Here is a 23822-nt window from a genome sequence, read left to right as displayed (position 1 = left end):
AAAGACCCACAGAAGGTGTTGAACGGTTCAACAGCGGCGTCCGGACAGGCTGCGGAAAGAGAAAGCTTTCCCAGAAGGCGATAAATTGACAAAATGCGGGCCATTCAACGATTCAGCGTCAAGGCTTCGAATCGTCAACCGTTGGGAGCCCTACGTTGGACAGAATCACATTCAAAGCACCGCGCAGCATTTCGCTGGCAGACATCGCGGACCAAGCGGAACGCGCGGTTGCCATGATGGTGCAGATCCGCTCGGCCATGCTGGCGCCGACGGCACGCAAGTCACCGCCAATCTTCAACCTCAGCCAGTTGGCCGCGCAATGCGGCATTGAGAAGGGCTCGCTGAGCCATCGCCTGAGCAAGGGCGATCTGCCAGCAGGGCAGTTGAATGCTTCGGGCAGCCGACGCGAGTTCAGCTTGGCCGAGGCTCGCACCTGGATTCGCGAATACCGGAAGGACGGGCTCAGGCCGGAAGGTGCAGAAGCTGTCACGCTGAGCATCGGTAACTTCAAGGGTGGTGTCAGCAAGACCACCACGGCGGTTACCTTGGCGCAGGGCCTGTCGCTGCTCGGGCACAAGGTCTTGGTCATCGACACCGACCCGCAAGGCTCACTGACGACCTTGTTTGGCATCCTGCCAGACACCGAGGTCGAAGAAGAAGACACCATCCTGCCGCTGGCCATGGGTTCCGAGACCTCCATCCGCTATGCCATCCGGCCCACCTACTGGGACGGCATTGACCTGGTCGCGGCGGCGCCCGTGCTGTTCGGCGCCGAATTTGCGCTGCCGGCCCGCCAGACACAGGAGCCCGGCTTCGAGTTCTGGCGAGTGCTGGACCTCGGCATTGACGATGTGCGTGACGAGTACGACGTGATCATCATCGACACGCCGCCCGCACTGTCGTACACCACCATCAATGCGTTCATGGCGTCCAACGGCATCATCATGCCGCTGCCGCCCAATGCGCTCGACTTTGCCTCTGCCTCGCAGTTCTGGAGCCTGTTCTCGGACCTCACCAGTGAGTTGTTGACCAAGCGTGGTCTGACGAAGGAATTCGATTTCATCCACATCTTGCTGTCGCGTGTGGACTCGACCGACTCGGCCAGCAACATCGTCCGGCAGTGGATTGGCCAGACCTATGCCGAGAAGGTCTTGCCGGTCGAGATTCCGAAGACCGCGGTGATTGGCGTGACGGCGGCGGAGTTTGGAACGGTCTACGACGTGGCCAGGTACGACGGTTCGGCGCGCACCTTCAAGCGAGCCAGGGATGCCTATGACTCTTTTGTCGGCTACATCAATGGTTCGGTCCATTCCGTTTGGCAGAAACAGTTGGAGGCCAGGGTGCCGCAAAAGACACCAGCAGGGCAGGGCACTGGCGGGGTGTTGAACCGTTCAACGGCGGCTGCGGCGACTGCTGCGAAACAAGGAGCTAAGCGATGAGCAAGAAGCTCGCGGCCAAGGCCGGGCTGATCCAGACCCTGGATCTGCCAGCAGCCGGCACACCTCGCCCGGAGCTTGTGCAGGACGCCAATCGGCCCAAGACAGCGCCCGGCTCGATGCTACATTTCATGTCCAGCCAAAGCGCCGCCATCAAGGAAGCCGATGATTTGCGCGAGCGGCTGAAGTCGTTCGATGGTGCCTCTCCGGTGCGGCTGATCGATCCCGCGCTGATTCGTGCGTCACGTTGGGCCAATCGACACGATGCTTCGTTTGCCTCGGCCGACTTTGCGGAGCTGCGTGACGAGATCGAATCAGCTGGCGGCAACGTACAGCCGATTCGTGTGCGACCGCTTGCAGCCAGTGAGCTGTTGAACGGTTCAACAGAAGCCGGGGCAGGGCAGGGTGCTTTGTACGAACTGGTGTTTGGTCACCGAAGGCACCGGGCCTGTCTCGAACTGGGTCTGCCTGTTCGCGCAATGGTGGAGCCCGCGACCGATCAGGAGCTGTTCGAAGCCATGGAGCGTGAGAACCGTGGCCGCAAGAACCTCAGCGCCTGGGAGCAGGGTTGCATGTACCGCAAGGCGCTGGACGAAGGGCTCTACCCATCGCTCCGCAAACTGGCCGAAGCCGTGAGGGTCGATGTCTCGCTGGTCTCGAAGAGCGTGTCTCTTGCCCGCCTGCCGGACGCAGTGGTCGCCGCCTTCCCGTCGCCACTGGACATCCAGTTCCGCTGGGCCCAGCCTTTGTCCGAGGCCTTGCAAAAGGATCCCGATGGCACCTTGGCCCGTGCGCGTGCCTTGCGCGAAGAGGGGGCGGTGGCTGGGTCAGCTGTGCAGGTCTTCGAGACGTTGATCAAACCGGCCGCTGCGGTCGCAGTGGCAGCGGACGAGCCCTACCGCATTCTGCGAAGAGGCAAGGCGTTGGCGACCGTCAGTCGTGACGCCAAAGGCCGGGTGACAGTCAAGCTGGAGGCCGGTGCTGTGCCGGCAGCTAGGCAAGCGGAACTGATGGCCTTGTTGGAGAACTTCCTCAAGGCTTGAGCCAGCTGTTGAACGGTTCAACGGCTCGCCGGGTGCGGCAACTCGGCAGGTGCACCGCCAGCATCGGCTTGGCCCAGATCACCTTGACCAGGCAGGCGACCAGTCGGCTCACGTGCCGCCAAAGGCCTCATCCATTTCGGCTTGCAGGCGCTCCAACTGGGCCTTGGCGTAACGCATTGTCGTGCGCGGGTCTGCATGGCCAAGCTGCCGCTGCACGACTTCCAGCGGCGCCTCGCGCTCTAACGCACGCGTGCCGAATGTGTGTCGCAGCCAGTGCGGTGACGCCTTCGTCGCGACCGCCAGTTCCGACGGTGGCAGCGAGCTCTGGCGCAGCGCCAAGGCCAGCCAGCGTTTGACGGTCTGGTACAGCGCCTGGTAACCGATGGGCGCGAGCGGATCGCCTGTGCTGGCCAGCACAGGCAGTTCTGGTGAAGCAAGCAAAACCGAAGGCAAGCCGCGCTGCGCGAGGTAGGTCTGAAGCGCCTGCTCGGCCTGCCCGGGTACCGCAATCACTCGATTGCGTGCACCTTTGCCTTGCACCTGCAACGCCAGGCGGCCCTTGTGTGAGCGGAAGGCGCCCAGTTTTGCACTCAGCAATTCAGCTGCGCGAAGGCCGGTGGCCTCAACGAAGTTCAGCACGAACAACATGCGGTCCCGGGAAGGGGAGGGCGCTTGAGCCTGGATGCATTGCAGGATGGATGCCCATGCCTCGGGCGTGAAGGCACGGGAGTCGAGTTCATGCCGCGACGCATCGTCGCCCGTGCGGCGGTTCACCAGCATCCACGGGTTGCGCGCGGCGAGGTAACCGACATCGACTAACCAGCGGAAAAAACTGCCCAGCACGACCACCGCCTGCCGCCTGCTCGCAACGCTGAGTGGCCCGCGGAAGGGCGCCCACCCTTCGCCCATCACGCCACTGTGTCGGCGCGAGATCCAGTCGGGCGGCAGGTTTTCGAGGAAGGCCATGTAGGCCAGGCAATCCTCCACGCCGGCTTCGCGGAAGCCTTTCCGCCGCACGTCGTTGAGCCACAACAACAACCGCAAGGCTTCGCGCCGGTAGCTGGTAGCGGTGGCGGTCGCACCGGCACGCGCGGCAACCCAGGCCTGTATGGCCTCAAGATCGTTGCGGGCGGTGATCAACGCGCCGGGCACCGAAGGCGCCGAGCTTTCAGGGGCACCCAAAACGCTCGAAAAACCCAAAGGCTCAGCAAGGCCGCCAGAACCCGCCATAGGCAAAAAAACAGGTATCAAGCCACCGGAGGGCTGGGGTGGTCGGAAAAGCGGCCCCTGCGGCGTTCTGTCAGCTCTCTTTTCCTCGGTAGAGCGTCCGGCAAACGGCGCAAAAGGCGCTTGGGGCGCCGCAAATCCGGCTGCCGAGTGCATCCCTGTGCCGACGCCATCGGCGGCGGCTGCGGGCTGTACATTCAGTCCGAGTCCAAATCTGCGGTTCGCGACGCCGAGGGCAGTGGAGGGCGGTAGCAGGCTGCTCAGATGCTGAGCCAGCCGCTGAGCCTTGAGTTCGCCGATCGAGGGCAGGCCGCGCCACCAACGGCCGCCTTGGGCGATTCGCGTTGCCAGGTCGCCCAGCGTCATCAGGCCGACGCCGCGCAGGCGCTTGGCCATCTGCGGCTCCAGCCAGGCATCTAGGGGATCTGCCGGAAGAGGAGTTTCGCCAGCCGCCAACTCCAGCTCGCGCAGCAGTTGCAACTGACGTTCGCGCAGGCGCTGCCGCCGATCCGCGCGGCTGTCCTCCGGATATGCCTCGGCGTATAGCAGCAGCACCTCGGCCTCGGACCAATCGTCCAGGTCGCGCTCAGCGACAAAGTCCTCCAGCGAGGGCCGTCCAGCGTGATCGCGAAGGCGGATCGTCAGCCCGACCAGCCGCCAGGCCTTGTCGCCGCGCCGGCGCGCCACGCTGCGCAGATGGTCCACGACCTGTCGATGCGCGGTGACCGCCTGGTTGCCGTGCTCGATGCCCAGATAACGCTGCGCCGACGCGGAAATCGACAAACCTTCCGCCACCGCACGCAAGTGAGCGAAATGGTGGGCGCCGATCCGGAGCGCGTAAGTACTTGATTTCACAAGGCTTATTGTGGGACGGCTGATTGAATGCCGAATTGCCACATGTTTCTGACACTGAGATTATTACGCTAATCTTTAGGCCATTTGCTGCCAAGATGGCAGAAGAGGGTGAGTTACAAGATCAAAATTGGGCCACGGCGGCGGCTCGGGAACCGGCGGCTCTGCAGCGTGTGGTGGCGCCCAGTAGCGGGCGGCCGAACTTGTCCAGGCGCTCGCGCTCGACCACGATGCCGGTAGGCGGGCCAGCAAAGGTCTTCACATAGGCGACCGGGAATTTCATTTCTTCCAGCCTCGCTGCCTTCAGCGGCTTGAAGCTGAATCCATCCAGCCCAAGCTGCTGGAGGAGAGCGCCGGTGCGCCGCTGCTGGAGCGCCAGGGGCGCGGCATCCGCTTGAATGCGGCGGGTGAGGTGATAGCCGACTACGCGGCGCGCATCCTCGACCTGTGGCGCGAAGCCGGCGACGAGATGGCGGCGCAGCGCGGCGTGTTCTCGGGCACGCTGCGCATGGGCGGTGACAACGGCCGAGTTCCGGCACACGCACGACGCTGGAGCGCTTGTACAAGGACGCCGGCGTGCCGCTGTGCATCGGCTCGGAGATGTCAAGCAACGAAGCCATCAAGCAGATGTGCGCGGCCGGTTTCGGTGCGGCATTCCTGTCGCTGCACACCTGCGGCCTCGAGTTGCAGGCCGGCATGCTTGTGCTGATTCCCAAGGCTGGCAACCCGCTGCAGCGCGAGTGACATGTCATGCACTTGGCTACGCGACGCCTGCCGCAGATGGCCTCGGCATTCAGGCAATTCCTCGCCGAGGACGCTCAGCGTCTCATCCTTGAGGCGTGAAAACACCTGCGCCGCGTGTCAGAACGGCGCAGGCACGCAATGTGCGGAAGAAGGGGCATGAACCTCCAGCCCAGCACGAAAACCCTGGCCTTGCCCCGCGAACTGCCACAGCGCCAGCGCTTGGCCGACGAATTGCACGCGCGCCCCTTCGAGACCGTTGCCAGCCCAGGGCGTGTGCTGTCGGTCGCCACGCTGCGCACAAGCGCTGCCCAGGACGCACAGTGCATGTCCCACCTCGCTGAGCTCGATCCAGCGGCCGCAGCTGCGGGCGGCGCCACACACCTGCGTCTGCAATGGGGCGGCTTGCGAATCAAGTGGGAGCGGCACACCGAGTTCTTCAGCCTGAGCCTTTTCAGCGAGGTCGACAAGGACGGGCAAGTCGAAGCGGGCGGAGCCTTCGATACCCGCTGGCTTGATGTCCTGCCCGAGGGCTGGCTGGCGAGGTTGCCGGGCGAGATGGTATCGGCCACTCTGGTGGCTTTGCTGCCTTGCCCCGGCGAACCGCCACATGTGCGCGAGGTGGCGCCGCTGTTCGGCATTGAGCCCGTCGTGGCCAACCGCATCGCCGAGGGTGCTGCCACGGTCGTGACGGACCTGCGAACCGTGGACGGCGTGACCCGCTTTCTGGTGTTCGACCACGCGCTCAACCGTCGGCGCGCTGGCCGCACCGCACAGCGTCTCGTCGAGATCGACACCTATCGCATGATGGCCCTGCTGAGCCTGCCGCTGGCCGCTCGTCGCATGGGCGAGCTGGGCGCAGAGGAGGCTGAGCTGGCCTCGCTGATGGAGCGCTTTCGTGGCGCCGCCGAGGGCGACGAGGCCTTGCTGGCTGAGTTGGTGGCGCTGGCGGCGCGCGTGGAGCATGCGCTGGCTGACCACGGCGCGCGCTTTTCGGCGACTCAGGCCTACGGCGGCATCGTGGATCGCCGCATGACAGAACTCCGCGAGACGGTGGTGCCTGGGCTGCAGCCGCTTTCAGAGTTCCTGGACCGGCGCTTCCGGCCAGCCCTGGAGAGCTGCGCGGCGACGGCGGCGCGGCAGGCGGAGCTCTCCAAGCGTATCGCCCGCGCGGCGCAATTGCTGCAGACGCGCTCCGAGGTGGAGCGCGAGCGGCAGAACCAGTCGCTGCTCGCGTCTCTGGATCGCCGCCAGGGCATGCAGCTGCGCCTGCAGGAGATGGTGGAGGGGCTGTCGGTCATCGCGATGACCTACTACGGTGTGGGTCTGGCGGGCTATGCCCTCAAGCCCCTGGCCAAGGCGGTCGGGGCCAACGAGGCCTGGCTGCTCGGCGCGGCGGTGCCTTGTGTGGCGCTGATGGTGATGGTGAACCTGCGGCGGCTGCGGACTCACCTCGCGTCTGCACAGTGATGCAGCTGGAAGCCGACCTTCCGGTTGGTGCGCCACAACGGCACAACGCTGACCATCTCGGCTTGGCGTACCGCAGTTCGCGGCGAGGTTTTTGTCCGGACTCGGTTGCTGGCAACCCTGGGCCATAGGTGCTGGCCTGTTGGGTATGGTGACCTCTGGCGCTATCGCCGTCTACTTCCAGGGTCGCATCTTGCGGCCACTGCGCGCCTCCTGTGACGTCGCCACGGCGATTGCCGGGGCGATATCCATCGCCAATTCGACGACAGCGTGCAGGCCGGCGAGCTGCGCGACCTGAACCGCGCGCTGAACCAACTTGTCGCCAAGATGGGGGCCGTGTTGTGCGACGCTCACGACCACTCGGTGAAGGTGGGCGAGCAGGTAGCCGGCTTGGCTGACGGCGCCGAGCGCTTGGCAGAGCGCTCGGCCGAGCAGTCGGCAGACGTGGGCGACGTGGCCCGGCATACCGCCGCCATCGACGGCCTGAGCATGGGCACGGCTGAGTCGGCTCGTCTTGCCCACGAGGCTTCGCAACTCGCCACGGCCCAGGCCGACGAGGCCTGCGAGATCGCGCGCACCCTGCAGGTGTCCATCAAGGACATTGCCGCATTCGGCGAGCGAATCGGCGAGATCAGCGACCGCATCGACGCGATCTCTGTGCAGACCGGCATCCTGGCGTTGAACGCGGCAGCCGCTGCGAGCCGCGACAGGGAACTTGGCCGCACCTTCGCCGTGGTGGCTGCTGAAGTTCGCGCGCTGGCGCGCGGCAGTGGTGAAGCGGCGCAGCGCATTCGCGCACTGGGAAAGCAGGTGGCGCAGATCCGCCAGTCCGCCCAGTCCCAGTCCGAAGGCGTGCAGCAGATCAACGTCCGTCTGCGCGCGCTGGATGGCTCCACCCGGCTCAACGCGACGCTGGCGCGCGACAGCGTCGACGCAAGCGCCGCGGCGCGCCAGGGAACGGCACGTCTGCAGGCGGCTGTCGGCGTCTGGCACCTCGGATGAGCAGGTCTGCAAGCAGCGCTTCCGGTGTGTTTTCGCTATCGGAAGCGCTGCTTGCAGCGAGGCACTGAACGTTCGCCCAGCCTGTTTTTTTTATTGAGGCAGATCAAGGGCTTGCGTGGGCCGTTCGGTGTTTTCCCTGGACGCCGCAGAACTGGCGCGCGACTTGTAAGAAGAAGCTCACCCGCCGAGGATCGGCCCAACGACAAGGCCAGCACAGGCCAGGAGACAGCCCAGATGGAAACCTTCTATGAGGTCATGCGCCGGCAAGGCATCTCTCGCCGCAGCCTGCTGAAGTACTGCTCGCTCACCGCCACATCGTTGGGCCTCGGCCCGGCTTTCGTGCCGCAGATCGCCCACGCGATGGAAACCAAGCCGCGCACGCCGGTGCTGTGGCTTCATGGCCTGGAGTGCACCTGCTGCTCCGAGTCCTTCATCCGCTCCGCGCATCCGCTCGCCAAGGACGTGGTGCTTTCGATGATCTCGCTGGACTACGACGACACGCTGATGGCTGCCGCTGGCCACCAGGCAGAGGCCATCCTCGAAGAGATCATGACCAAGTACAAGGGCAACTACATCCTGGCCGTGGAGGGCAACCCGCCGCTCAACCAGGACGGGATGAGCTGCATCATCGGCGGCAAGCCCTTCATCGACCAGTTGAAGCACGTGGCAAAGGACGCCAAGGCCATCATCAGCTGGGGCAGCTGCGCGAGCTGGGGCTGCGTGCAGGCAGCCAAACCGAACCCGACGCAGGCCACGCCGGTGCACAAGGTCATCTTCGACAAGCCCATCATCAAGGTGCCAGGCTGCCCGCCGATTGCGGAGGTCATGACCGGCGTCATCACCTACATGCTGACCTTCGACCGCATCCCCGAGCTGGACCGCCAGGGCCGCCCGAAAATGTTCTACAGCCAGCGCATCCACGACAAGTGCTACCGCCGACCGCACTTCGATGCCGGCCAATTCGTCGAGGCCTTCGACGACGAGTCCGCGCGCAAGGGCTACTGCCTCTACAAAGTGGGCTGCAAGGGCCCGACGACCTACAACGCCTGCTCCACGGTGCAGTGGAACGAAGGTACGAGCTTCCCGATCAAGGCAGGCCATGGCTGTATCGGCTGCTCTGAGGACGGCTTCTGGGACAAGGGCTCGTTCTACAACCGGCTCACCGACATCCACCAGTTTGGCATCGAGGCCAATGCCGACAAGGTGGGTGGCACGACAGCGGGCGTCGTGGGCGCTGCTGCGGTGGCGCACGCCGCCGCCTCGGCCATCAAGCGCGCTTCACAGAAGCACGAGCAGAACAACGACACGACCACCAAGGTCTGAGAGCGAGACAAGACATGGGTGCTTACGAAACTCAAGGCTTCAAGATGGACAACTCCGGGCGGCGCATCGTCGTCGACCCGGTGACGCGCATCGAAGGCCACATGCGCTGCGAAGTCAACGTCGACAGCAACAACGTCATCCGCAACGCCGTCTCCACCGGCACGATGTGGCGCGGACTGGAGGTCATCCTCAAGGGCCGCGACCCCCGCGATGCGTGGGCGTTCGTCGAGCGCATTTGCGGCGTGTGCACTGGCTGCCACGCGCTGGCCTCAGTGCGAGCGGTGGAAGATGCACTGGGCATCACCATTCCCAAGAACGCCTACCTGATCCGCGAGATCATGGCCAAGACGCTGCAGGTGCACGACCACGCGGTGCACTTCTACCACCTGCATGCGCTGGACTGGGTGGACGTGGTGTCAGCCCTCAAGGCCGATCCGAAGAAGACCAGCGAATTGCAGCAGACGGTGTCGCCCTCGCACCCGATGTCGTCGCCAGGCTATTTCCGCGACATCCAGAACCGGCTCAAAAAGTTCGTCGAGAGCGGCCAACTCGGCCCGTTCATGAACGGCTACTGGGGCAGCAAGGCCTATGTGCTGCCGCCCGAGGCCAACCTGATGGCTGTGACCCACTACCTGGAAGCGCTGGACCTGCAGAAGGAATGGGTCAAGGTGCACACCATCTTCGGCGGCAAGAACCCCCATCCCAACTACCTGGTGGGTGGCATGCCTTGCGCGATCAACATCGACGGCAACGGCGCCGCCGGTGCGCCCATCAACATGGAGCGCCTGAACTTCATCGAGGCCCGCATCCGGGAAATGATCGAGTTCAACAACAACGTCTACGTTCCGGACGTGCTGGCCATCGGCACCATCTACAAGCAGGCGGGCTGGCTGCATGGCGGCGGCCTGTCGGCCACCAACGTGATGGACTACGGCACCTACGACAAGATCATTGGCCATCGCGACACCCAGCAGTTGCCCGGCGGTGCCATCCTGAATGGCAATTGGGACGAGATCCATCCGGTCGACCCTCGCGACCCCGAGCAGGTGCAGGAGTTCGTGCCGCACAGCTGGTACAAGTACGCCGACGAGTCGCGCGGCTTGCACCCCTGGGAAGGCGTCACAGAGCCCAACTATGTGCTGGGCGACAAGACCAAGGGGACGCGCACCGATATCAAGGAGCTGGACGAGAGCGCCAAGTACTCCTGGATCAAGTCGCCCCGCTGGCGCGGCCATGCGATGGAGGTCGGTCCGCTGTCGCGCTACATCCTCGGTTACGCGCATGCGCTCAAGGGTCACAAATACTCGCAGCGTGTGAAGGAGCAGGTCGAGAGTTCGGCCCGCATCATCAACACCGACTTCCCCAAGGCCCTGGGCATGCCGACGACGGACTACACCGCAAAGCAGCTACTGCCCACCACCATTGGTCGCACGCTCGCCCGGGCGCTGGAGTCCCAGTATTGCGCCGAGATGATGCTGGACGACTACAAGGAGCTGGTCGCCAACATCAAGGCCGGTGACCTTGCCACTGCCAACGTCGAGAAGTGGGACCCGTCAACCTGGCCCAAGGAGGCCAAGGGCGTGGGCACGGTGGCGGCGCCGCGCGGCGCTTTGGGCCACTGGATCCGCATCAAAGACGGCCGCATCGAGAACTACCAGTGCGTCGTGCCCACCACCTGGAACGGCTCGCCTCGCGATACCAAGGGTCAGATCGGCGCCTTCGAGGCCAGCCTGATGAACACGCCCATGGTCAACCCGGAGCAGCCTGTGGAGATCCTGCGCACGCTCCACTCCTTTGATCCCTGCCTGGCCTGCTCCACACATGTCATGAGCCCGGACGGCCAGGAACTCACCACCGTCAAGGTGCGTTGAACACCAAAAGACAGGAGACAAACAAATGCACAAGCTCAAGACCCTTGTTCGCCATGGTGGCCTCGCGGCTCTGGCGCTGTTCGCTACGGGGGCCGCCCAAGCCCACCCGGGGCATGACACGCTCAGCCTTGTCGATGGCCTCACCCACCCCTTGGCCGGCTTGGACCACCTTCTGGCCATGGTGGCCGTGGGCCTGTGGTCGGCGGCCGCGCTGCCCCCCGGTCGGCGCCTGGCCGGCCCCGCCGTCTTCCTTGCGATGCTGCTGGTCGGCGCGGCGTTGCCGCAGTTCGGCCTGGTGTTGCCGGGGCTCGAGGCTGGTGTGGCCGTCAGCGTGGCGGCTTTGGGTGCGCTGATGATCGCGGCCTGCTCGAAGCAAACAATCTTGCCGACGCCCGCGGGTTTGGCCGTCATTGGCCTGGCCGCGGTGCTGCACGGGATGGCACATGGCGCCGAGCTGAGTCCGGGACAGTCCTTCGCGGGCTACGCTGTGGGCTTCATGGCGGCCTCGGCCGTCTTGCACGGCGCCGGCCTCGCGGTCGGCGGCTGGCTGCTTGCCGGCCGCCGCTGGGCCTGGCGTGTCCTGGCGGGGGGAGTTGGCCTGAGTGGCCTGTTGATGTTGGCGGGGCGGCTCTGAGCCGGCCGCCTCAGGAGGCCACCACCATGTCCAACTCCACTACCCAGGGCCGCGGTCTGGAGGCCGTCGACGACGAGCACGAAGTCGCCGCGGCACGCTCAATCAAGTCCGTCTACGTTTACGAAGCACCTGTGCGCATCTGGCACTGGATCAACGCTGCAGCGATCACCGTGCTGGCGTTGACGGGCTACTTCATCGGCTCGCCGCTGCCCACTCAGCCGGGTGAGGCCAGCGCCAACTTCCTGATGGGCTACATCCGTTTCGCCCACTTCGCTGCGGGGTATGTGCTGGCGGTGGGGATCATCGGCCGCACCTACTGGGCCGTGGTGGGAAATCACCATGCCCGCGAGCTTTTCTGGGTGCCGCTGTTTCAGCGTGCCTACTGGGCCGAGATGTGGGGCATGGTGAAGTGGTATGCCTTTGTCAGCGCACGACCGGGTCGCTACGTGGGTCACAACCCGCTGGCGCGCTTCGCGATGTTCTTCGGCTTTCTCATGCTGACGCTGTTCATGATCGTCACCGGCTTTGCGCTGTACGCCGAGGGCTCGCAGGCGGGTTCGTGGCAGGACGAGTTGTTCGGCTGGGTCATCCCGCTGTTCGGCCAGTCGCAGGACGTGCATACGTGGCACCACGTGGGCATGTGGGCGCTGATCTGCTTCATCATCCTGCACGTCTACGCCGCCATCCGCGAGGACATCATGGGCCGCTCCAGCGTGGTCAGCACCATGATCTCCGGCCACCGGACCTTCAAGGACTGAGGCGGCATGAGCCTTGTGCAGGACACCGGCCGACACCGGCGGCACCCGCCCGCGGGCGTGCCAGTGCGCCTGCCTGCGCATCCCGGGCGTTTCCTGCAGCGCCACTATCTGGCGCCGCTGGCCATGACCCAGAGCGACGCGGCCCGCCGCCTTGGCATGTCGCGCCGACGGTTGCACGAACTGGTGCACGGCCAACGGGCAGTGTCACCGGACACCGCGCTGCGATGTGCGCTGGTGTTCGGCAGCGACGCGGCCTTCCTGCTGGCCATGCAGTCGGCCTGGGACAGCTTCCACGCCTGGAAGTTGATGCGCGCCCAGTCGCGCCGTTCCCTCCAACCCTGAATTGTTTCGTCATGAACCCGACCAGCCCCAATTCGCCTGAATCTGCCTGTCACCCCAGTGGTGACAGCGCCGAGACCGTTTGCGTGCTCGGCATCGGCAACGTGTTGTGGGCCGACGAGGGCTTTGGCGTGCGCTGCATCGAGACGCTGCAGCAGCGTTACGAGTTCGCACCACATGTGCAGCTCATCGACGGCGGCACCCAGGGCCTGTACCTCGTACAGCACGTGCAGCAGGCCGACCGCCTGCTGATCTTCGACGCCGTCGACTACGGCCTGGCCGCCGGCGAGCTCAAGCTCGTGCGCGATGAGGACGTGCCTCGCTTCATGGGTGCCAAGAAGATGAGCCTGCACCAGACCGGCTTCCAGGAGGTGCTGATGCTGGCGCTGCTGACCGAGAAGTACCCGCGGGAGGTACTGCTGATCGGCTGCCAACCCGAGGAGATCGACGACTACGGCGGCAGCCTGCGGCCGGTCGTCAAGCAGGCGCTCGAAGATGCGCTGGCCTTGGGACTGGACGCATTGCGCGCCTGGGGCGCGCAGCCTTGCCCGCGCTGGCGGCCGCTGAGCGACGTCGAGACGGTGACGTTTTCCGAGCTGGCGCTGGGTCCCTACGAATCCCAGCGCCCGCCGGAGGACGTCGCCTGCCGAATCGGCGACGAGCGCTTCATGCCGACGCGCGAAGGAGCCTGAGCATGTGCATCGGCATCCCCATGCAAGTGGCCGATCTGGAGCCTGGCCATGCGATATGCGTCGGGCGCGGCGAGCGCCGCCGCGTGAACACGGCGCTGGTTGGCGATCTGCAGCTGGGCGACTGGCTGCTCGTCTTCCTGGACAGCGCCCAGGAGCGCATCTCGGCCACGCGGGCCGACGAGGTCAACGCCACGCTGGACCTGCTGGCTGCCGTGCAGACAGGCGAGGGCGGCGGTGCAGCCGCTGGGTTCCCGTTGCCCTCGCAACTCAGCGCCGCCGACCTGCTGGTCCTGACCGGCACAGACAACACGATGGAGACCCCGACATGAGCACCGAATCCCTGCTGAGCCTGCCCGTTCAGGCGCCTAAATCACTTCCCGACACGTCACCCCTGATCAGTCGCCTGGTCGAATCCTTCGGTGCCAGCTGGGTCGACGCCGACACCATCGACGCCTGGGGCGCCCAGGGCGGCGACCGCGTCGTGCTCTTCGCCGGGGATGCGGTGCGCTTTCCCGAGGGCCAGGACGTGGCCGTCGTGCTGCCGGAACTTCATCGCAGCTTGCTGGGCCGCTTCGAGATCGGCGTCGTGCGTCGGCACGAGGAGGAGGCACTGGCTCGCCGTTTCGGCTCGCAGCGCTGGCCGACGTTGCTCTTCCTTCGTGATGGCCAATACGTCACCACGCTATCGGGCATGCACGACTGGGAGGATTTCCTGCGCAAGGCGGAGGAGGCGCTGGCCGCCCCAGCCTCGCGCGCACCTGGTATTGGCATCCCGCTCGTCAGCGCCGCGGGCAATGACAGCAGCTGCCACTGAACTCCTCACCGGAATCCTCATGAAAGACTTTCCCATCCCCGTGCGCAGCATCGGCCCCGGCAGCCAGGTCGAGGACGAGACGCTGGACTACATGCCCATGCCCCAAGGCATGGAAACCTTCCGCGCGCCGTTGCTGCCCGAACCCGAGCAGATGGCCGGCCGCCACCGGGCCCATGCGGCGCTGCGCGACGCGCTGGCCCAGCTCGAAGCCGTGTGCCAGAGCGGCGGCAACCGCCATGTCGACCTGCGCCACCTGGACGCAGACGACCTGGCCCTGGTCAACCAGGTGCTGGGCGAGGGGGAGGTCAGCGCCGTCGTCCATGCTGTGGTCGACGCGCAGCACGCCGTGCAGGTGCAGGAGGCTGTGTTCGCGGGCGTCTGGCGCGTGGTGACGACGGTCCAGGACCGCGTGGTATCTGACATCATCGAGCTGGGGCACGTGCCCGAGGTGCTCAAGTCCACCGCGCGTGAGGACGTCGACCCCGTCGTGCCGCCCTGGCAGGGCGCACTGCCGCCCAACGTGCAGAACGCGCCTGCACTTCTGGCCGAGATCCAGGACCACTGGCGCCTCTGGCGCCAGGGCCAGCCGGCCCATGTCGTCAATCTGACGCTGCTGCCGATGTCGGTGGAGGACATCGGCTTTCTCGACCACCACCTGGGCACCGGCCGCGTGCTCATCCTGTCGCGCGGCTACGGCAACTGCCGCATCACCAACACGCACCGGCCGAACACCTGGCGGGTCGTCTACTACAACTCGCAAGACGTGGTGATCCTGAACACCGTCGAGGTCAGCGAATTGCCAGAGGTGGCGAAGGCAGCCATTGAGGACCTGGAGGACTCTCGGGATCGGTTGAAGGAAGTGCTGGCCTGGGTGGAGCAGGCATGAGCTTTGAAGGTTCGTACCTGGGCGATACGGCGCGGCTGCCGGCACAGGCGCGGCTGGAGTGCAAGATCTGCTGGTGGGTTTACGACCCGGCGCTCGGCGATGAGGTCTGGCAGGTGGCACCCGGCACCGCCTTCACCAATCTGCCGGCCTATTGGCGCTGTCCGCAGTGCGACGGCGATGCCGATCAATTCATGGTACTGGCGCAATGAACGAGCTGACCGACCGTGTGCAGGCGCTGGAGGAGCTGTTCCGTCACGTCGAGTGCACCCGTATGGCGGGCGTGCCGGTACTGAATGCTGCACTGCGGGTCGAGGCCGTGGGGTTCGAGCTGGTGGCTGTCGATCCGGGCGAGGCCCCGGCGGCGGTCGGTGTGCTGGTGACGCCCTGGTTCATGAACCTTCTCAGGCTTCCCCTTCGGCCCGAGGGCGGCGCAGACCGTGTCGGGCGGGTGAGGGCACTCAGCGTGGGCAGCACGAGCTTCGAATTCATCGCCGCGCATGAGCCCGGCCTGGGTGTCTACGAGGCCTGCTCGCTGGCATCGCCCATGTTCGAGTTCCCCGACCAAGCCACCGCCCTCGCAACCGCGTGGGCAGTCCTTGCGGAACTGCGACCATCTGCACCGCCGGTCTCGAATGCGCGCCGCGGCTTCCTGTTCGGCCGCTCGGCCGGGGAGGCGCGCCCATGAACGCCCTGGATGCGTTGGCCGGCGTGCTGCGCCTGCGGCCGGGCGAGGCCCGACCCGGCGGCGTGGTCAACCACCGGCCGGACTGGGCAGGAACTTTGGCGCGTGGCAAGTCGCCAACCGAGATGCCGGCGCTGCTGGGCAGCCTCCACAACCTGTGCGGCCATGCTCACCGCCTGTGCTCTCAGATGGCATTGCGAGCTGCCGAACATGGCAACGTGCAGGCCGACGCCGGCGCCGCCCGCGCGCTGCAAGGGGAGACTCTGCGCGAGCACGCGCGCCGCATCTTGCTGGACTGGCCCGGTGCACTCTGGGCTGCCACCACCGGCGATGCCACCCTGTCCCTGCGGTGCTGTCCGGCGCTGCGTTCTCGTGACACCGATCCGCTCGACACCCGCCTCTGGTTGCAACGCCATCTCCTCGGCATGCCGGCGGCGGACTGGCTGCGCGGCTGGGACACCGAGATCGATTGGTTGGCCGAGTGGAGCGAAACCGCCCACGGCTGGCTGCCGGTCCTGGTACGCGAAGCGCGCGCCGCCGCCGACTGGCCCGTGGCTGCCGCCAAGCCGCTGCATGTGCATTCCGGCGCCGTGTCGTTGCGCCAGCTGGCCACCTGCCTGCGCGAGGCGCCCGGCGACACGCGCCAGCCGCGCTGGCTGGACGCCTGCGCCGAAACCGGCAGCTGGACTCGCCTGCACGGGGCCGCCCGCGCCATGCCTGCCACACCGTGGCAGCGGCTGGGCGCGCGCTTGGCGGAGCTGGTTCGGATGAACCTGCCCGACGAGCCCGGCCGAACCGGCGACGGCTGGCTGGCCTTCGGCGCACTGCAGATTGCACCTGGCGAGGCACTGGGCTGGGTGGAGATGGCTCGCGGCCTGCTCGTGCACCACGTCATGCTCGACGGCGCGGCCGTTCCGCGGGTGGCGAGCTACCGCGTGCTCGCGCCTACAGACTGGAATTTTCACGCTGACGGCGCCGTGGCCGCCGCCCTCGAATACCTGCGCCCAGCGGAGACGGCCCGCATTGCGGCGCTGATGGCCGCGTACGATCCCTGCGTGCGCTTCGAGGTGGAAACGCAGGCCGTGGAAGAGGAGGGCGCCCATGCATGAAGCCAGCTTGGCCGGGGGCATTCTGAAGCTGGTGGAAGACGCCGCGCGACGCGAGCGCTTTCGACGCGTGTCGGCGCTGCGCCTGGAAGCTGGCCAACTGGCCGGTGTGGAAGTGCGTGCGCTGCGCTTCGCGCTGGAAGCCATCGCTCCGGGCACGGTGTTGCAGGGCGCCAGCATCGCCATCGACGAGCCCGATGGCCAGGCCTGGTGCCTGCAATGCGCTGCCACCGTGCTGCTGTCGCGGCGCGGCGACCCCTGCCCCCAATGTTCTGGCCATCAGCTGCAGCCCACCGGTGGGACCGAACTGCGCGTGGTGGACCTGCTGGTTGACGACGAATAAGGAGATGACGATGTGTGTGTTGTGCGGATGCGCCGAGCGCGGCGACGGAGCGACGAAGGTGGTAGCTCATGTCCACGGACATGACGACGACCAGGGCCACGTGCAGGTGGACCCCGAGCATGGAGACCTGCATTTCGGCACCGGTGCAGCGCGTGTGTCGGTGCCGGGCATGAGCCAGGCGCGCACCGTCAAGCTCGAGGCGGACATCCTTGGCGAGAACCGCCGCATTGCCCAGCAGAACCGTCGCCATTTCGAGGCCCATGGCGTGACCGCACTCAACCTCTTGTCCAGTCCCGGCTCGGGCAAGACGACACTGCTGTGCGCCACCATCGCGGCGCTGAAGCTGCGCGCTCCTGGCGTGGAGGTCGCCGTCATCGAGGGGGATCAGCAAACCAGCTTCGACGCCGACCGCATCCGCGCCACCGGTGCGCCCGCCATCCAGGTCAACACCGGAAAGGGCTGTCATCTGGACGCGCCCATGGTCGCCGAAGCCTTTGGCCAACTGCACAGCCACGACCACCATCACCATCACCATCATGATGAAGCCCCGGGCAGCCTGCTTTTCATCGAGAACGTCGGCAACCTTGTCTGCCCGGCGATGTGGGACCTGGGCGAGGCTGCCAAGGTGGTCGTGCTGTCGGTGACGGAGGGCGAGGACAAGCCACTGAAATACCCCGACATGTTCGCCGCGTCCGAGCTGATGGTGCTGAACAAGGTGGACCTGCTGCCGCACCTGCGTTTCGACGTGCAGCGCTGCATCGACATGGCCCGCCGCGTCAACCCGACGCTTGAGATCATCCAGCTTTCCGCCACGACGGGCGAGGGCATGGACGCCTGGCTGGGTTGGCTGCTCAAGCGTGCCGCCCCTGAAGGCGACGGTCAGACTGCACTGCGTGCCCGCGTGGCGGCACTGGAAGCCGAACTGGCCCAGGCCCGTGCGGCGCTGGACGGCTGATGTCTACCGTGCTGGCCTTCGGCGCCTGGCTCAAGAACGCGGGCTGCCTGGTGGTCGACGGCCGTGCGCAGTGGTCACTCGTGCATGGCGACCTCGGCGACCCCGAGGCCTGCCGGGCGCTGGAGGCCTCGGCGCGCCAGCTCGCCGCGCAGTCGCCCCGGCCGGTCGCGGCTGTGGCGCATGACCTGCACCCCGACTTTTTCAGCACCCGCCTTGCCCGGCAACTCGCCGCCGCGTGGGGAGTGCCCGCCATCGCCGTGCAGCACCACCACGCCCACATCGGTGTCGTCATGGCCGACCACGGTGTCGACGAGCCCGTCATCGGTCTGGCGCTGGACGGCGTGGGCCTGGGCACGGACGGCACAGCTTGGGGCGGCGAGCTGCTGTGGGTTGCACCCACTGAATGGCGTCGCGTCGGCAGCCTGTGGCCGCTGCGGCTCCCCGGCGGCGATGTGGCCGCGCGCGAGCCCTGGCGCATGGCCGCCGCCGTGCTACACGCGCTCGGTCGCACGGAGCAGATCGATGCCCGTTTCGAGCCGGTGGTGGGCCAAACCGCCGCGAGGGGCGTGCAACGCATGCTCGCTGTGGGCCTGAACTGCCCCGTCACCAGCAGCGCCGGTCGATGGTTCGACGCCGCCGCCGGCGCGCTGGGCCTGAGTGTCCGGCAGAACCACGAAGCTGAGGCCGCCATCGCGCTGGAGAGACTGGCCGCCGAGCACCTGGCGCATGCGACCGTGCAGCCGCTTGGCGATCTGGTCGATCCTCAAGCGCTGCAACACCTGGACTTGCGCCCGCTGCTGGCCCGCCTGCTCGAATCGCCCGAGCCGGCCGAGGCCGCCGCCTGGTTCCATGTGTCGCTGGCCCTGGCGCTGGCGGACTGGGCCGCTGCCGCCGCGCGCGCGACCGGCACCCGTACCGTCTGCCTGGGCGGCGGTTGCTTCTTCAACGCGGTGCTGACCGATTACGTCGTGTGTCGGCTGGCGTCGCACGGCTTGCGCGTGCTCCGCACCCGCTCCACCCAATGCGGCGACGCCGGCCTCGCCCTGGGCCAAGCCTGGGTGGCCGCGCATCAACTGGCAACCCTCACCGAGACTTCCTCATGTGCCTAGCCATCCCTACCCGACTCATCGAAATCCGCCCCGGTGCGCAGGCCCTGGTTGAACTGGGCGGCATTCGCAAGGAAATCTCGATTGCCCTCGTGCCGGAGGCTGTCGTGGGTGACTACGTGATCGTCCACGTCGGTCATGCCATCGGCCAGATCGATCCTGAAGAGGCCGAGCGCACGCTGCGCATGTTCGGCGAACTCGCGTCGCAGGAAGCGAACTGACATGAAATACATCGACGAATTCCGCGACGGCGACATCGCCCGCAAGATCGCCGACCGGCTGCTGGCCGAGGCCCAGCCCGGGCGGCAGTACAGCTTCATGGAGTTCTGCGGCGGCCATACCCATGCGATCTCGCGCTACGGCGTGGCCGAACTCCTGCCGGCCAATGTGCGCATGGTGCATGGTCCGGGCTGCCCGGTCTGTGTGCTGCCCATCGGCCGCATTGACCTCGCCATCCAGCTTGCGCTGGAGCGCGGCGCCATCGTCTGCACCTATGGCGACACGATGCGTGTGCCGGCGTCCGACGGGCTGTCGCTGGTGAAGGCCAAGGCGCGCGGCGGCGATATCCGCATGGTGTATTCGGCGGCCGACGCGCTGCAGATCGCACGACAGAACCCGCGGCGCGAAGTCGTGTTCTTCGCCATCGGCTTCGAGACGACCACGCCGCCGACCGCGCTGGCGATTCGCACGGCCGAGCGTGAGGGCCTGGCCAACTTCAGCGTGCTTTGCTGCCATGTGCTGACCCCCTCGGCCATCACCCACATCCTCGAAAGCCCCGAGGTGCGCCAGTACGGCACGGTGCCCATCGACGGCTTTGTCGGCCCCGCCCATGTCAGCATCGTCATCGGATCGGCGCCCTACGACCACTTCGCCGAGGAATACCGCAAGCCCGTCGTCATCGCCGGCTTCGAGCCGTTGGACGTCATGCAGGCCGTGCTGATGCTGGTGCGCCAGGTCAACGAAGGGCGGGCCGAGGTCGAGAACGAGTTCACCCGCGCCGTCACGCCGGAGGGCAACCTCACCGCCCAGGCCCTGGTGTCGGAGGTGTTCGAACTGCGCCCCAGCTTCGAGTGGCGCGGCCTGGGCGAGGTGCCCTACAGCGCGCTGAAGATCCGGCCCGGCTTCGCCGCCTTCGATGCCGAGCGCCGGTTCGGGCTGGGCTACCGGCCGGTGGCCGACAACAAGGCCTGTGAGTGCGGTGCCATCCTGCGCGGCGTCAAGAAGCCGACCGACTGCAAGATCTTCGGCACCGTCTGCACGCCGGAAAACCCGGTCGGATCCTGCATGGTGTCGTCTGAAGGCGCCTGCGCGGCGCACTACTCCTATGGGCGATTCCGCGACATTCCGGTCCGTGTGGAGGTGGCGGCATGACGACGATCCGCAAGGACTACACACGGCCGCTGGACATCCGCCACGGCTGCGTCGACATGGGCCATGGCGCGGGCGGCCGTGCCGCGGCGCAGCTGATCGAGGAGTTGTTCATCAAGGCCTTCGACAACGCATATCTGCGCCAGGGCAACGACGGCGCCGCGCTGGAGATCCCGGCCGGCCACCGCCTCGTGCTGGCGACCGACGCTCACGTCGTGTCGCCGCTGTTCTTCCCGGGCGGCGACGTTGGTGCCTTGAGCGTGCACGGCACCATCAATGACGTGGCCATGTGCGGCGCGCGCCCGCTCTACCTGACCGCCAGCTTCATTCTCGAGGAGGGGTTCCCGCTCGCCGAGCTGAAGCGCATCGTCGACTCGATGGCAGCGGCCGCGCGCGGGGCCGGCGTGCCGGTCGTCACGGGCGACACCAAGGTCGTCGAGAAAGGAAAGGGCGATGGCGTCTTCATCAGCACGACCGGCCTTGGTGTCGTGCCGCAGGGGATCGACGTCAGCGGGGCCAATGCGCGGCCGGGGGATGTGCTGCTGCTGTCCGGCACCATCGGCGACCACGGCGTGGCGGTGCTGTCCAAGCGGGAGTCGTTGGATTTCGAGACCACCATCGCCTCCGACTCCGCGGCGCTGCACACGCTCGTGGCAGCCATGCTGGAGGCGGCGCCTGGTGGCGTGCGCGTGCTGCGCGACCCGACGCGCGGTGGGCTGGCGACAACGCTGAACGAAATCGCACGCCAGTCCGGCGTCGGCATGCTGCTGGACGAGGCGGCCATCCCGGTGCTGCCCCAGGTCGACGCGGCCTGCGAGCTGCTCGGCCTGGATCCGCTCTATGTCGCCAACGAGGGCAAGCTGGTCGCCGTCTGCGCGCCCGAGGCGGCGCAGGCAGTGCTGGCGGCGATGTGCGCGCATCCGCTTGGCGCGGCGGCGGTGCGCATCGGCAGCGTCACCGAGGACGCGCACCACTTCGTGCAGATGGCGACCCGCTTCGGCGGGCGCCGCGTCGTCGACTGGCTCAGCGGCGAGCAGTTGCCGCGCATCTGCTGAACAAGCCTCCCTCGGCATGGACCGGACTGACGACATCGTCTATCGCAAGACCGCACTTGGCGCCCCGGCGGCGTGCGCGCCTGCTCCAGCGGCTGCGGCAGTGCCGGCCCCAGGGCCAGTGGTAAATGCCGATGCGCGCCTGGCCTCACTGAAGCGAACGGCCCTCGTCCGGCTCACCCCGCATTTCGGCCCCGATGTCGACGTGGTCTGCCGGCCGCTGCTGGCCGCGGTCACGGACGACGCCTATGGCGCGGCGTTGGCCGCCATCGAGGCCAAGCTGGCCATCTATCTCGGCCGCAAGGGTGCCAACAGGCTGCTTGTCGACCTGCGCCCCGGGAGCCATGCGCCATGACGTCCGCCTTGCGCGTTCTGCTGCTGTGTCACAGCTTCAACAGCCTGACGCAGCGGCTGTATGTCGAACTGCGCGCGCTTGGACACACGTTGTCCGTCGAGTTGGACATCGCCGAACGTGTCACCGAGGACGCGATTGAGCTTTTCCAGCCGCAGCTCGTCATCGCGCCGTTCCTGAAGCGACGCATCCCCGAATCGGTGTGGTCGCGGCTGCCCTGCCTCGTCGTCCACCCCGGTCCACCCGGCGATCGTGGGCCCTCGGCGTTGGACTGGGCGGTGCTTGACGAGCGGGCGGACTGGGGCGTCACGGTGTTGCAGGCCAATGCCGAGTTCGATGCCGGCCCGATCTGGGACCATGACCTTGTGGCCATGCGCCCGGCCTCGAAAGGCAGCCTCTACCGCCGTGAGGTGGCCGAGGCTGCCGTTCAGGCCGTGCTGCGTGCGGTGGCGCGCCTCGCCGAAGGAGGCGCGATCGCGCCGGTTGCGGCGGCAGCGACGGCCCAGACGTGGCGGCCGTCGATGCCGCAGTCGGCACGGTGCATTTCCTGGCAGCGGGACGACACGGCCCGCGTGCTTGCCAAACTGCGCAGCGCCGACGGCCAGCCCGGCGTCGCCGACAATCTGTTTGGTCATGCCTGCCACCTGAGCGACGGCCATGCGGCCAGCGCGGCCCTGCTGGTCACGTTGCCGCCGGGTGCGCCGGGCGAGCTGCTGGCCCGGCGCGATGGCGCGCTGCTGCGTCGCACGGTCGACGGCGCCGTCTGGATAGGCCAGGCGCGCGCCGCGTCAGCCTGCGGCGAGGGCAAGCCCTTCAAGCTGCCCGCCGCGCTGGCCTTCGCGGCCGAAGCGCAACGCCTGCCCGAGCTGCCTGCCTCGCTGGAGCGTCCCGACGACGAATGGGGCGAGCTGCGCTACCGTGAGTCCGGCCCGCCGGGTGCGCGGCTCGGCTGCCTGTCCTTCGACTTCCACAACGGCGCGATGTCCACCGGGCAGTGCGAACAGCTGCTGGCGGCCCTGCGCGAGGTCAAGCGCCGGGATACGCAGGTGTTGATGCTTCTGGGCGGTGACGACTTCTTCAGCAACGGCATCCACCTGAACTGCATCGAGGCCGCTGCGTACCGCACGGGCGACAGTGCCGCCGACGAGTCCTGGCGCAACATCAACGCGATGGATGACGTGGCCCTTGAACTGATCATGACGACGGACCGCCTAACGGTGGCCGTGCTCCGGGGCAATGCCGGCGCTGGCGGCGCTTTCCTCGCGCTGGCTGCCGACGAGGTGTGGGCCCACCGCGGCGTGGTGCTGAACGCCCACTACAAGAACATGGGGAACCTCTACGGCTCGGAATACTGGACCTACCTGCTGCCGCGCCGCCTTGGCTCGGATGACGCGCGGGCGCTGATGCAGCGGCGCCTGCCGCTCGGCGCGACCGAAGCCAAGCGCATCGGTTTGATCGACCGCTGCGTCGATGCAGAGACTGGCGCCAAAGCGGCGGACTTCGAGTCCGGTGCCATCGCCAACGGGCTGGCCCTGGCGCTGTCGCACAATCTAGCGCAGCGGATCGCCGCCAAGCATCAGGCGCGCGCAGCCGACGAGGCTTGCCGTCCGCTCGCCGCCTACCGCCAGGACGAACTCTCCCGCATGCACCGCAATTTCTACGGTTTCGATCCTAGCTATCACGTGGCGCGTTACCACTTCGTCCACAAGCTGCCGCAGGCGTGGACGCCGCGCCACCTCGCTGTCCATCGCGAGCGCGGCACCGCAGCCTGAC

General features: G+C 66.9%; 27 protein-coding genes and 1 pseudogene. 25 read left to right on the top strand and 3 right to left on the bottom strand.

Annotated features, from left to right (window positions below):
- Window positions 1-233 precede the first annotated feature (233 nt).
- Together ACAH41_RS09740 and ACAH41_RS09735 are read left to right on the top strand one after the other, a co-directional pair.
- Window positions 234-1439, top strand: coding sequence for an AAA family ATPase (locus ACAH41_RS09740; protein ID WP_325652687.1), 1206 nt, complete (start codon window positions 234-236; stop codon window positions 1437-1439).
- Complete coding sequence (locus ACAH41_RS09735) at window positions 1436-2479, top strand: ParB/RepB/Spo0J family partition protein (protein ID WP_325652685.1); 1044 nt, start codon at window positions 1436-1438, stop codon at window positions 2477-2479. The genes ACAH41_RS09740 and ACAH41_RS09735 overlap by 4 nt, the downstream gene beginning before the upstream one ends.
- Here ACAH41_RS09735 and ACAH41_RS09730 read toward each other — a convergent pair.
- The 3 genes and pseudogenes from ACAH41_RS09730 to rbcL all read right to left on the bottom strand — a co-directional run.
- Window positions 2469-2591 (bottom strand): hypothetical protein, encoded by a 123-nt coding sequence (locus ACAH41_RS09730; RefSeq protein ID WP_325652683.1) that lies wholly within the window; start codon window positions 2589-2591, stop codon window positions 2469-2471. The genes ACAH41_RS09735 and ACAH41_RS09730 overlap by 11 nt on opposite strands.
- Window positions 2588-4489 (bottom strand): tyrosine-type recombinase/integrase, encoded by a 1902-nt coding sequence (locus ACAH41_RS09725; RefSeq protein ID WP_370538272.1) that lies wholly within the window; start codon window positions 4487-4489, stop codon window positions 2588-2590. Before ACAH41_RS09725 ends, ACAH41_RS09730 begins: the two co-directional genes overlap by 4 nt.
- A gap of 238 nt (window positions 4490-4727) precedes the next feature.
- A pseudogene (gene rbcL / locus ACAH41_RS09720) lies at window positions 4728-4880 on the bottom strand (ribulose-bisphosphate carboxylase large subunit); the annotation flags it as partial.
- A 236-nt stretch (window positions 4881-5116) separates the two neighbouring features.
- Between rbcL and ACAH41_RS09715 the strand changes: the two are divergent.
- The 23 genes from ACAH41_RS09715 to ACAH41_RS09605 all read left to right on the top strand — a co-directional run bounded on the left by ACAH41_RS09715 (window position 5117) and on the right by ACAH41_RS09605 (window position 23821).
- The gene (locus tag ACAH41_RS09715; RefSeq protein ID WP_370538271.1) at window positions 5117-5302 is read left to right on the top strand and encodes a LysR substrate-binding domain-containing protein; all 186 of its coding nucleotides are present in this window, start codon (window positions 5117-5119) and stop codon (window positions 5300-5302) included.
- Window positions 5303-5458: 156 nt separating this feature from the next.
- Window positions 5459-6769: a DUF3422 domain-containing protein gene (locus ACAH41_RS09710; protein WP_325652682.1), complete on the top strand. Its 1311-nt coding sequence runs from the start codon at window positions 5459-5461 to the stop codon at window positions 6767-6769.
- 267 nt (window positions 6770-7036) lie between these two features.
- Entirely contained in the window at window positions 7037-7768 is a 732-nt protein-coding gene (locus ACAH41_RS09705; protein WP_325652681.1) for a methyl-accepting chemotaxis protein, read from the top strand.
- Between the two features lie 234 nt (window positions 7769-8002).
- Window positions 8003-9091: a hydrogenase small subunit gene (locus ACAH41_RS09700; protein ID WP_325652679.1), complete on the top strand. Its 1089-nt coding sequence runs from the start codon at window positions 8003-8005 to the stop codon at window positions 9089-9091.
- A 14-nt stretch (window positions 9092-9105) separates the two neighbouring features.
- Window positions 9106-10962, top strand: coding sequence for a nickel-dependent hydrogenase large subunit (locus tag ACAH41_RS09695; protein WP_325652677.1), 1857 nt, complete (start codon window positions 9106-9108; stop codon window positions 10960-10962).
- A gap of 25 nt (window positions 10963-10987) precedes the next feature.
- Window positions 10988-11596, top strand: coding sequence for a HupE/UreJ family protein (locus tag ACAH41_RS09690; protein ID WP_325652675.1), 609 nt, complete (start codon window positions 10988-10990; stop codon window positions 11594-11596).
- A gap of 26 nt (window positions 11597-11622) precedes the next feature.
- The gene (gene cybH, locus ACAH41_RS09685; RefSeq protein WP_325652673.1) at window positions 11623-12354 is read left to right on the top strand and encodes a Ni/Fe-hydrogenase, b-type cytochrome subunit; all 732 of its coding nucleotides are present in this window, start codon (window positions 11623-11625) and stop codon (window positions 12352-12354) included.
- A gap of 6 nt (window positions 12355-12360) precedes the next feature.
- The gene (locus ACAH41_RS09680; protein ID WP_325652671.1) at window positions 12361-12696 is read left to right on the top strand and encodes a HigA family addiction module antitoxin; all 336 of its coding nucleotides are present in this window, start codon (window positions 12361-12363) and stop codon (window positions 12694-12696) included.
- Window positions 12697-12707: 11 nt separating this feature from the next.
- Window positions 12708-13385, top strand: a complete 678-nt coding sequence (locus ACAH41_RS09675) for a HyaD/HybD family hydrogenase maturation endopeptidase (RefSeq protein WP_325652669.1) — start codon at window positions 12708-12710, stop codon at window positions 13383-13385.
- Window positions 13386-13387: 2 nt separating this feature from the next.
- The gene (locus ACAH41_RS09670; RefSeq protein ID WP_325652668.1) at window positions 13388-13714 is read left to right on the top strand and encodes a HypC/HybG/HupF family hydrogenase formation chaperone; all 327 of its coding nucleotides are present in this window, start codon (window positions 13388-13390) and stop codon (window positions 13712-13714) included.
- Window positions 13711-14199: a hydrogenase gene (locus ACAH41_RS09665; protein WP_325652666.1), complete on the top strand. Its 489-nt coding sequence runs from the start codon at window positions 13711-13713 to the stop codon at window positions 14197-14199. The genes ACAH41_RS09670 and ACAH41_RS09665 overlap by 4 nt, the downstream gene beginning before the upstream one ends.
- Before the next feature lie 19 nt (window positions 14200-14218).
- Window positions 14219-15085, top strand: coding sequence for a hydrogenase expression/formation protein (locus ACAH41_RS09660; protein ID WP_325652664.1), 867 nt, complete (start codon window positions 14219-14221; stop codon window positions 15083-15085).
- On the top strand, window positions 15082-15294 hold the full coding sequence (locus tag ACAH41_RS09655; protein WP_325652663.1) for a rubredoxin: 213 nt from the start codon (window positions 15082-15084) through the stop codon (window positions 15292-15294). Before ACAH41_RS09660 ends, ACAH41_RS09655 begins: the two co-directional genes overlap by 4 nt.
- Entirely contained in the window at window positions 15291-15770 is a 480-nt protein-coding gene (gene hybE / locus ACAH41_RS09650; protein WP_325652662.1) for a [NiFe]-hydrogenase assembly chaperone HybE, read from the top strand. Before ACAH41_RS09655 ends, hybE begins: the two co-directional genes overlap by 4 nt.
- Window positions 15767-16876: a hydrogenase maturation factor HoxV/HupK gene (locus ACAH41_RS09645; protein ID WP_325652661.1), complete on the top strand. Its 1110-nt coding sequence runs from the start codon at window positions 15767-15769 to the stop codon at window positions 16874-16876. Before hybE ends, ACAH41_RS09645 begins: the two co-directional genes overlap by 4 nt.
- A complete protein-coding gene (locus ACAH41_RS09640; protein ID WP_325652660.1) occupies window positions 16869-17216 on the top strand; it encodes a hydrogenase maturation nickel metallochaperone HypA in 348 nt (115 codons plus the stop codon). The genes ACAH41_RS09645 and ACAH41_RS09640 overlap by 8 nt, the downstream gene beginning before the upstream one ends.
- A 10-nt stretch (window positions 17217-17226) precedes the next feature.
- Window positions 17227-18171 (top strand): hydrogenase nickel incorporation protein HypB, encoded by a 945-nt coding sequence (gene hypB, locus ACAH41_RS09635; protein ID WP_325652658.1) that lies wholly within the window; start codon window positions 17227-17229, stop codon window positions 18169-18171.
- Window positions 18171-19280 (top strand): carbamoyltransferase HypF, encoded by a 1110-nt coding sequence (locus ACAH41_RS09630; RefSeq protein WP_325652657.1) that lies wholly within the window; start codon window positions 18171-18173, stop codon window positions 19278-19280. The genes hypB and ACAH41_RS09630 overlap by 1 nt, the downstream gene beginning before the upstream one ends.
- The gene (locus ACAH41_RS09625; RefSeq protein ID WP_325652655.1) at window positions 19271-19498 is read left to right on the top strand and encodes a HypC/HybG/HupF family hydrogenase formation chaperone; all 228 of its coding nucleotides are present in this window, start codon (window positions 19271-19273) and stop codon (window positions 19496-19498) included. Before ACAH41_RS09630 ends, ACAH41_RS09625 begins: the two co-directional genes overlap by 10 nt.
- A 1-nt stretch (window position 19499) precedes the next feature.
- Window positions 19500-20648 (top strand): hydrogenase formation protein HypD, encoded by a 1149-nt coding sequence (hypD, locus tag ACAH41_RS09620; protein WP_325652653.1) that lies wholly within the window; start codon window positions 19500-19502, stop codon window positions 20646-20648.
- The gene (hypE, locus tag ACAH41_RS09615; RefSeq protein WP_325652651.1) at window positions 20645-21700 is read left to right on the top strand and encodes a hydrogenase expression/formation protein HypE; all 1056 of its coding nucleotides are present in this window, start codon (window positions 20645-20647) and stop codon (window positions 21698-21700) included. The genes hypD and hypE overlap by 4 nt, the downstream gene beginning before the upstream one ends.
- 16 nt (window positions 21701-21716) lie before the next feature.
- Window positions 21717-22052, top strand: a complete 336-nt coding sequence (locus ACAH41_RS09610) for a hypothetical protein (RefSeq protein ID WP_325652649.1) — start codon at window positions 21717-21719, stop codon at window positions 22050-22052.
- The gene (locus tag ACAH41_RS09605) at window positions 22049-23821 is read left to right on the top strand and encodes an enoyl-CoA hydratase-related protein (RefSeq protein ID WP_325652647.1); all 1773 of its coding nucleotides are present in this window, start codon (window positions 22049-22051) and stop codon (window positions 23819-23821) included. Before ACAH41_RS09610 ends, ACAH41_RS09605 begins: the two co-directional genes overlap by 4 nt.
- Window position 23822 lies beyond the last annotated feature (1 nt).

Origin of the sequence: Ideonella sp., from assembly GCF_041287625.1 — a bacterium.
Taxonomy (GTDB): Bacteria; Pseudomonadota; Gammaproteobacteria; order Burkholderiales; family Burkholderiaceae_C; genus Ideonella.
The sequence above is the reverse complement of the archived record's forward strand: the minus strand, read 5'-3'. Positions and strand labels throughout refer to the sequence as shown.

Excerpts from the sequence above, each read along its gene's own strand:
- ACAH41_RS09740 (WP_325652687.1), top strand. The coding sequence starts at position 234 with ATGATGGTGCAGATCCGCTCGGCCATGCTGGCGCCGACGGCACGCAAG.
- ACAH41_RS09735 (WP_325652685.1), top strand. The coding sequence starts at position 1,436 with ATGAGCAAGAAGCTCGCGGCCAAGGCCGGGCTGATCCAGACCCTGGAT.
- ACAH41_RS09710 (WP_325652682.1), top strand. The coding sequence starts at position 5,459 with ATGAACCTCCAGCCCAGCACGAAAACCCTGGCCTTGCCCCGCGAACTG.
- ACAH41_RS09700 (WP_325652679.1), top strand. The coding sequence starts at position 8,003 with ATGGAAACCTTCTATGAGGTCATGCGCCGGCAAGGCATCTCTCGCCGC.
- ACAH41_RS09695 (WP_325652677.1), top strand. The coding sequence starts at position 9,106 with ATGGGTGCTTACGAAACTCAAGGCTTCAAGATGGACAACTCCGGGCGG.
- ACAH41_RS09690 (WP_325652675.1), top strand. The coding sequence starts at position 10,988 with ATGCACAAGCTCAAGACCCTTGTTCGCCATGGTGGCCTCGCGGCTCTG.
- cybH (WP_325652673.1), top strand. The coding sequence starts at position 11,623 with ATGTCCAACTCCACTACCCAGGGCCGCGGTCTGGAGGCCGTCGACGAC.
- ACAH41_RS09680 (WP_325652671.1), top strand. The coding sequence starts at position 12,361 with ATGAGCCTTGTGCAGGACACCGGCCGACACCGGCGGCACCCGCCCGCG.
- ACAH41_RS09675 (WP_325652669.1), top strand. The coding sequence starts at position 12,708 with ATGAACCCGACCAGCCCCAATTCGCCTGAATCTGCCTGTCACCCCAGT.
- ACAH41_RS09670 (WP_325652668.1), top strand. The coding sequence starts at position 13,388 with ATGTGCATCGGCATCCCCATGCAAGTGGCCGATCTGGAGCCTGGCCAT.
- ACAH41_RS09665 (WP_325652666.1), top strand. The coding sequence starts at position 13,711 with ATGAGCACCGAATCCCTGCTGAGCCTGCCCGTTCAGGCGCCTAAATCA.
- ACAH41_RS09660 (WP_325652664.1), top strand. The coding sequence starts at position 14,219 with ATGAAAGACTTTCCCATCCCCGTGCGCAGCATCGGCCCCGGCAGCCAG.
- ACAH41_RS09655 (WP_325652663.1), top strand. The coding sequence starts at position 15,082 with ATGAGCTTTGAAGGTTCGTACCTGGGCGATACGGCGCGGCTGCCGGCA.
- hybE (WP_325652662.1), top strand. The coding sequence starts at position 15,291 with ATGAACGAGCTGACCGACCGTGTGCAGGCGCTGGAGGAGCTGTTCCGT.
- ACAH41_RS09645 (WP_325652661.1), top strand. The coding sequence starts at position 15,767 with ATGAACGCCCTGGATGCGTTGGCCGGCGTGCTGCGCCTGCGGCCGGGC.
- ACAH41_RS09640 (WP_325652660.1), top strand. The coding sequence starts at position 16,869 with ATGCATGAAGCCAGCTTGGCCGGGGGCATTCTGAAGCTGGTGGAAGAC.
- hypB (WP_325652658.1), top strand. The coding sequence starts at position 17,227 with ATGTGTGTGTTGTGCGGATGCGCCGAGCGCGGCGACGGAGCGACGAAG.
- ACAH41_RS09630 (WP_325652657.1), top strand. The coding sequence starts at position 18,171 with ATGTCTACCGTGCTGGCCTTCGGCGCCTGGCTCAAGAACGCGGGCTGC.
- ACAH41_RS09625 (WP_325652655.1), top strand. The coding sequence starts at position 19,271 with ATGTGCCTAGCCATCCCTACCCGACTCATCGAAATCCGCCCCGGTGCG.
- hypD (WP_325652653.1), top strand. The coding sequence starts at position 19,500 with ATGAAATACATCGACGAATTCCGCGACGGCGACATCGCCCGCAAGATC.
- hypE (WP_325652651.1), top strand. The coding sequence starts at position 20,645 with ATGACGACGATCCGCAAGGACTACACACGGCCGCTGGACATCCGCCAC.
- ACAH41_RS09610 (WP_325652649.1), top strand. The coding sequence starts at position 21,717 with ATGGACCGGACTGACGACATCGTCTATCGCAAGACCGCACTTGGCGCC.
- ACAH41_RS09605 (WP_325652647.1), top strand. The coding sequence starts at position 22,049 with ATGACGTCCGCCTTGCGCGTTCTGCTGCTGTGTCACAGCTTCAACAGC.